Origin of the sequence: Nocardia sp. NPDC049220 (assembly GCF_040647855.1) — a bacterium.
In the GTDB taxonomy this organism is placed as follows: Bacteria; Actinomycetota; Actinomycetes; order Mycobacteriales; family Mycobacteriaceae; genus Nocardia.
This window is the reverse complement of the sequence record NZ_JBEZDA010000021.1, coordinates 76,892-83,113: the sequence shown is the minus strand read 5'-3', so window position 1 is coordinate 83,113 and position 6,222 is coordinate 76,892. Positions and strand designations below refer to the sequence as shown.

6 protein-coding genes and 1 pseudogene are annotated in these 6,222 nt (G+C 66.3%); all 7 read right to left on the bottom strand.

All coding sequences use genetic code 11. The annotated features are described in order from the left end of the window. Nucleotides 1-283: 283 nt before the first annotated feature. The 7 genes and pseudogenes from AB0C34_RS28430 to AB0C34_RS28400 all read right to left on the bottom strand — a co-directional run bounded on the left by AB0C34_RS28430 (nucleotide 284) and on the right by AB0C34_RS28400 (nucleotide 6,213). Complete coding sequence (locus AB0C34_RS28430) at nucleotides 284-736, bottom strand: DUF5131 family protein (RefSeq protein ID WP_357079452.1); 453 nt, start codon at nucleotides 734-736, stop codon at nucleotides 284-286. 70 nt (nucleotides 737-806) lie between these two features. Then, nucleotides 807-1,118: pseudogene (locus tag AB0C34_RS28425) on the bottom strand (DUF5131 family protein); the annotation flags it as partial. Further along, nucleotides 1,115-2,524: a helix-turn-helix domain-containing protein gene (locus AB0C34_RS28420; protein WP_357079449.1), complete on the bottom strand. Its 1,410-nt coding sequence runs from the start codon at nucleotides 2,522-2,524 to the stop codon at nucleotides 1,115-1,117. The gene AB0C34_RS28420 and the pseudogene AB0C34_RS28425, both read right to left, overlap by 4 nt. Nucleotides 2,525-2,631: 107 nt before the next feature. Beyond that, on the bottom strand, nucleotides 2,632-3,645 hold the full coding sequence (locus AB0C34_RS28415) for a toprim domain-containing protein (protein ID WP_357079447.1): 1,014 nt from the start codon (nucleotides 3,643-3,645) through the stop codon (nucleotides 2,632-2,634). Between the two features lie 2 nt (nucleotides 3,646-3,647). Continuing rightward, nucleotides 3,648-3,986, bottom strand: a complete 339-nt coding sequence (locus AB0C34_RS28410) for a hypothetical protein (protein WP_357079445.1) — start codon at nucleotides 3,984-3,986, stop codon at nucleotides 3,648-3,650. A 3-nt stretch (nucleotides 3,987-3,989) separates the two neighbouring features. Further along, nucleotides 3,990-4,340, bottom strand: a complete 351-nt coding sequence (locus tag AB0C34_RS28405; RefSeq protein WP_357079442.1) for a hypothetical protein — start codon at nucleotides 4,338-4,340, stop codon at nucleotides 3,990-3,992. A gap of 1 nt (nucleotide 4,341) precedes the next feature. Next, nucleotides 4,342-6,213 carry a hypothetical protein gene (locus tag AB0C34_RS28400; RefSeq protein ID WP_357079439.1) on the bottom strand — a complete coding sequence of 624 codons (1,872 nt, stop codon included), beginning with the start codon at nucleotides 6,211-6,213 and terminating at the stop codon, nucleotides 4,342-4,344. Nucleotides 6,214-6,222 lie beyond the last annotated feature (9 nt).

Genomic DNA, 6,222 nt, shown 5'->3' with positions numbered 1-6,222 from the left:
TCAGAGGCCTCCTGCCCGGCCCGCCTGACACTCTCTATGAACAGCGAAGCCATAGAGAGTGTCAGCCGGGCAGGGCAGGAGACGGCACAAAACACCCCAGGTCAAACGCATGTTTGGCCTGGGCATGCCGGGACTGTGCCGGGACTTGAAAATCCCGGCACTCTCCCGTCACTGTCCCGGCTTTGTCCCGTCACTGTCCCGGCAGAAATCGGGTCCCAGACATGCCAGTAGGCCCGCCTGGCGGCTGCCCGGCGGGCCTACTGGAGAGAGGTTTGAGCGATATTCAGGTCGTGGGCATCTGATCCCAGATCCGTCCATCGAGGCTGCGGCCGTGGTGTTTCGGGGTCCTGCCGCCCCACTGCTTGAAGAAGAACGGCACCCTGGCGTCGATGCACTCGTCGCGTAGACCCCGCACCCAATTCGGGTTCATCACCCGTGCGGCCGGCCCAGACTCGCCGCCGACAATGACCCACCCGATCGGTGAGACCAGACGCCGGTCCGTACATGCACCACATGCGCATTCCCGCCGGTCAGTCTCCTCTGTAAGACGGCACCCATACCCATCCCGGCACTGATCCGGAAACAGATTCTGCGCTAACGACACTGGTCCCAGCAGCGGCTCGCACGACAGAAATCTCACCGCTGCTGGGACCGCCAATAGATCCGGAATCCGGGAGTCCGCGCTCGTCTGGTTCTCGACCGAGACACCGACCCATAGGTTCGGCGGGAAGACCATCCCGCGGCCGGCCGCGCCTCATCCGAGACGGCCGTTTCGTCAGCACCTGGTAGGTGTGTTGCGGTGTGGAGGCGATGACGTCAAATACCTCCCGCACGAACGCCTCTGGGACTCGTGCGTGGAACAGGTCGGACATGGAGTTGACGAACACCAGCCGCGGTGCACGCCACCGGCGCGGGACATCCAATGCATCCGCGTGAGTTGTCACCCCGAATCCGGGTCCGGACGTACGCGGATCGCCGTCGCGCTGGTACTTCGCTGCGCCCATCGCCTTCAACCGCTTGGCCATCGCCAGCGCGTAGCAGTTGTCGCACCCGGCGCTGATGCGGTCGCAGCCGGTGACCGGGTTCCAGGTGGCCTCGGTCCATTCGATTCCGGTCATCGTTCAACCACTCCAGCTGCTTCATCGCCCGTGTGGGGCTGTTGGGCGAGCACGTACTGGTCGTCGTCGATCAGTTCGGCATCGAGGATGGCCTCGCCGTCGTCGGCAGGCGGGGCGGGGTGCCCGGTGGTGCCGCCGGCGAGGATGCGCAGGCCGTTCGGCCACGAAGCGGCCGGGTCGGTAGCTGCGTCATGTGTGGCCTGCCGATCTGGCAGGTCGGCAGGCAGGTCGGCGGATTCGGCGGCGAGGTCGGCGAGAATGCGTCCGATGGTGCGGGGACTGATGTCGAGGTCGGCAGCAATTTCAGTGGCGGGCTTCTCAGCGGCCCGCAGTTCGAGGACTCGTGCACGCACGGCCGGGTCCCGCCGCACCTGCCGCCCTGTTCGCGCGGGATGCCGATCGGAGTCCTCGGCGGCGGCGTGCTCCGGCGGCGCAGCGGTCGACGGGTCCGGCTGCTGGGTCGGCAGGTCGGGCTGCGTAATCGGCAGCGGTTCGACTGACTGTGGGTCTGCCGAGACCTGCCCGCTGGCCGGGTCGGCAGCATCGGCGGCTGGGGTCGGCAGCCAAGGGTTGGGCAGGTCCAGTTCCAGTAGTGCCGAGGCACCTGAGAGGACGCGGATGTTGTCCAGCAGCACTGCCTGCCGGTCGCGGCCGTGCTCGACAACGAGGCCGCCGTCTTCGATGGCGCGGCGCATCGACTTCTGCAGCTTCTGCTTGGCCCGGTTGATCCGCCACGGCCGAGCGCCGGCCTCCCGCAAGGTGCGGGCGTAGTCGGCGGCCAATGCAACGTCGATGAGGCGCCGTTGGGCAGCGGCTTCGCTGGCGGTGCGGTCGGTCGGGTCGGCCAGCCCCAGCCGGATCAAGATCCGTTCAGGTGTGATGCGCCAGTTCACGCCGCTGAGGTTGCCTGAGCGCTGCCGTTCCAGCGCCATGCTGCGTTCCCAACCCCACGCCGCGACCAGTGGCGCCGTCAGCCGGACTAGCAAAGTGCCGAGGTTGTCGGCGTCGGTCGCGGCCAGGATCGCCGACAGGCAGGTCAACACCCACATCGCGATCCCGTCCACGCCGGCGCTTCCGCCTTGCCGCTGCGCGGTGCGGGCACGCAATGCCGAGGTCAACACCATGATCTCGAGGAAGGCGAAAAACATGATCCGTAGCGACAGCGTCAGGTGCAGGGACTCATCGAAGAACACCCACATGCCCTGCGTACTCACACCCGTGGCGATACCCGCGGCCATCAGAGTCCCGGCCTGTTCACCGGTGACACCACGCCCGTGTACCCATCGGGTGATCAGCCGCGCGGCCACAACCGCGCCAACAGCGACCGCAAGTGCCGTCCCGGTGGCAACGATGACCACAACGGGGTGGTCATCGGCTGTGGTGAGAAGTTGATCGAATTTGCTCATCAGTCGAATTTCCTTTCCGTGAATGCCGTGGGGCGCAGCGCTATTACTGCGCCCCAGAGCGATCCGGCGACGTCACCAGGCAAGACCTGGCCTGAAAGGTGTTGGGGTTACCGGCTGCGGGTACGCGCCCGGCTCATGACCGGGGTATGAAATCGCTCCCGCTGCCGTGGTCGGTCCAGGTACGGGACGGGCTCAAGGTCGGTCAGGTCGTATCCGGCGTCGAAGTGGTCGGAGAGGTCTTTACCGCTGCGGGCTTGCAGGACGCGGACTTCGCCGACGCGGTCGGTGAGGGTGTCGGCGACCTTGGCGGCGTGCTGGTAGCCGGGGCGGTCGCGGTCTGCGACCACGATCACCCGTCCCGCGCCGGCCAGCCACCGCGCATGCTCGGAGTTCCAGGACCCTGCGCCCATCGCGTTACAGGTCGCGATCAGCCCGGCCTGGTTGGCGCGTTGGACGTCCTTCTCGCCTTCGCAGACGAGGATCTCGCGGCCGGTGTCGAGGGCTTCGCGGATGTCGGTGAGTTTCCATGGGATCGGTGCGAAACCGGCCTTCTCCCATTCGGTCCCGGTCCAACGTGCCTGCCAAAACGACTTGGCGTACCCATGCTCATGTGGGGTATGCACCCGGGTCACGGCACCCTCGACGCGGCCGTTCGGCCATTTGTAGACGTAGGTGTCCACGTTCTGTGGCCGCCCGGTCTGGGCCCCCAGGTCCCGTTTCGCCAGGGTCGGGAACTGCGCTGCGGTGATCGCGCGTTCGACCGGGGTCAATGCCCGCCGCTCGGTAACGCCGTACCGCTGACCGTGCACACCGATGGGTGGCCGGTTCGGTTCGCGTTCGGGCAGGCGGTCCCATAGGTCGCGCACCCGTAACCCGATCCGGTCAAGCACTTCCTCGTCGTTGCAGCGGGCCCAGCAGCGCACCATCGTTTTGCCTTGCCGTGGGTCGTACCGCACACCCAGGCTGGGGTTGTGGTGGTGGCCGTCGCCCTCGTGCACCGGGCACAGGTAGTTCGTCCACTGCTGCGGATCCCGCGGGAACCGGGCCGGACCGACCCGACGGTTCAGGGCGTCGGTCACGACCTCATACGAACGGCCCTGCGACGGTTGCGGTGTCGTCATCGTCACCGCCCCCGCTCGATCTCGGAACGGATGTGCTGCGCGGTGAGGATTCGAGCCTGCTCGATACTGCGCCGCTGCACCCCGTCCAACCAATCTGCTCCCGGTGCGGCGAGCATGCGCCGCATATCACCCGGGGTGCGCGCCCATCGGTCGTGAACGTCTTTCAGGTACTTCCACTCACCAGGATGCGGGCCGTTACGCCAACCCGCGTCGATCGCCTCCTGCCTTCGATAGAAGTCTTGGATCTGGATGTCGCTGGCACCGGGTCGATCGCGCAACTGCGACAGGCGATCGACCTCGGCGAACGCCTCTCGCATCGCTTCTTCGTGCTCGATGTGCATCGTTCACCGCCCCCGCTCGATCCGCGGCTGTGGCCGGTCGTTGCCGGTCAGCTGGCGGGCCTGCTCCGGGCTGCGGCGCTGCACATCGCTCACCCCGGCTCCGCCACTGTGGTCGATGTTGTCGAGCATCCGGGCCATTACCTTCGGCGAGCGTTTCCAGTCCTCGTCCGCGTCCTCCAGGTACTGCCAATGCTGCGCGCGAGGGCCGAACTCCCAGCGGTCCGCCACGATCTGTTGTTGCATGTCGATGGCCTGGATCTCGGCGGCGCTGGTCGAGGGCCGCAGCATCTGCCGTCCCAGCTCGGTGTAGGTGGTGTAGTCGGCGCGCATGGCCTCTTCGTGTTCACGTTCCATGTCAGCGGCTCCGCTCGATACCGTTGCGGCCTTGGGTGTCCCGTTCGGGGTGGGGCCAGGATTGGGTGTCCGGGCCGGCCTGGTCACGGCCTTTTCCGGTGAGGTGCAGGTAGCTGGCGCGCTTGCCCATCGGACCGGTACTGGACTGCCGTCCGTTTTCGGAGGTCGGCTGCGGGTCGGTGCTCTTGCCGTTGCTGTGTTCGCGGTTGCCGTAGCGCTCGTGGGCCGGGGTGGCTTGGGCCAGCTTCTGCACGGCTTCGTCACGCTGGGCTTTGAACTGATCGCGCTCGGACTTGTACTGGTCACGCTCGACGGTCAACTTCACCACCCGCAATGCGTTCTGCCGCAAGTCCTCCAGCTCACGGGTCTGGCGCAGGTTGGTGTTCTGCAACGACTCCACCTGTGCCTGCGTGGCCTCCAACTTCCGCCTGTGCTCGTCACGGTCAGCGCTCACCGCATCCAGCCCGCGCTGCAGCATCTCGACCCGCGAGCCCAACCGGTCACGGTCGTCGCTGATGTCCTTGAGCTGACGCTCGACCTCGGCGAGACGGTCACGGCTGGGCTGCGACTCCTCGACAGGGGGTTGCGTCTTCGGCTCAGCTGAACGTGTCTGAGGTCGTTCAGCACTGTGGCGAATGTGCTCCTCACGCAGAGAACGGATTTCGTCGGTGACCATCCCGAGTGGTCCGTCCACGACCTCGCTGTTGTCGCGGCGGCCGTGCTCGCGGATGCTGGCGGTGAAGTCCTCGCCACGGCGGCTGCTGGTTTCGCGGTAGGCGTCGAGCTGGTTCAACGCCCAGTCATAGGCCTGCTCACGGGTTTCGAACGTACGCAGCTGCGGATGGTCCTCGCCCGGAATCCTGGCGAACTCATGCTCGCCCATATGGATGACATCAGCCGGGCCGACGTTCACCACGAACGGCTTCGACACCGAATCCGTTCCCTGCGGAGGACGATCGACCGTTGGACGGGACCACTCGAAATGAGCCTCGGCAACGGTGCGCTGGTGATCGGCCAGCGTGTCCGGGTCGGCGAACACCCCAGCGCCAGGTTTCTGCACGAAGGCACCATCGGCGTCACGGATGATGCCCAACGGGTGTTCGAGCTGTTCTGCGACCTCTTGTGGGTGCCCGTGCCTCTGATACACCCGGCGCCCACCTTGGTCTCGTACGCTCACCTCCACTTGCTGGTCGTCGGACCACAACGAGTGGTCGATATCGCGGTACGCCCACGCCAACCCGTCAGTGGCCTGGTCGAACCCGCGAATCTCCCGGCCGGCGATCTCCCCATCACGGGTGCTCCAGGTCAGGCTTGTCTCGAACCGCGGTGCCTGCCGCTGCTCCCTTTGCGGGGTGTGCGCCAACTGTTCGCGGACGGTGCGGGCAACCTGCGCCCGGTAACGCAGCGCATCGATCCCGCGGACTTTGTGTGCCTGGTCGAACAACCGGCCCGGCTCGAACCGCGGGAACATCGTCGCGGCATCCAACCCGTCCAGGGCGATGCCCTGCTCGGTTTTGGTCAACCGGTCGTTGGCCACGATCCGGGCACGCAGATCGTTCGCGTGCCTGCTCAGCGATTGCGCATCCCGGTAGCGGCGTTCGTGATCCACGCTCGGATTCTCGGCGCGTTCGCTGATCGCCAACGCGTGGACGCGGTAGCGGTCGATCATCTGCTGGGTGAACACCAGCTGATGACCGCGCGCGGTCTGCTCCTCGCGGCGCTGCTCACGCAACACCACACTGATCTGCTTACGCACCCGGCGACGCTCCAACCAGGTCCCGGCTTGGGCGTAGAGGCGCAACAGATGCGTCAGGGAGTGCCCGAACTTGCGGGCCTCGGCGATCAACTCGTCTTCAACACTGCGGTCGGTCATGGTGATGAG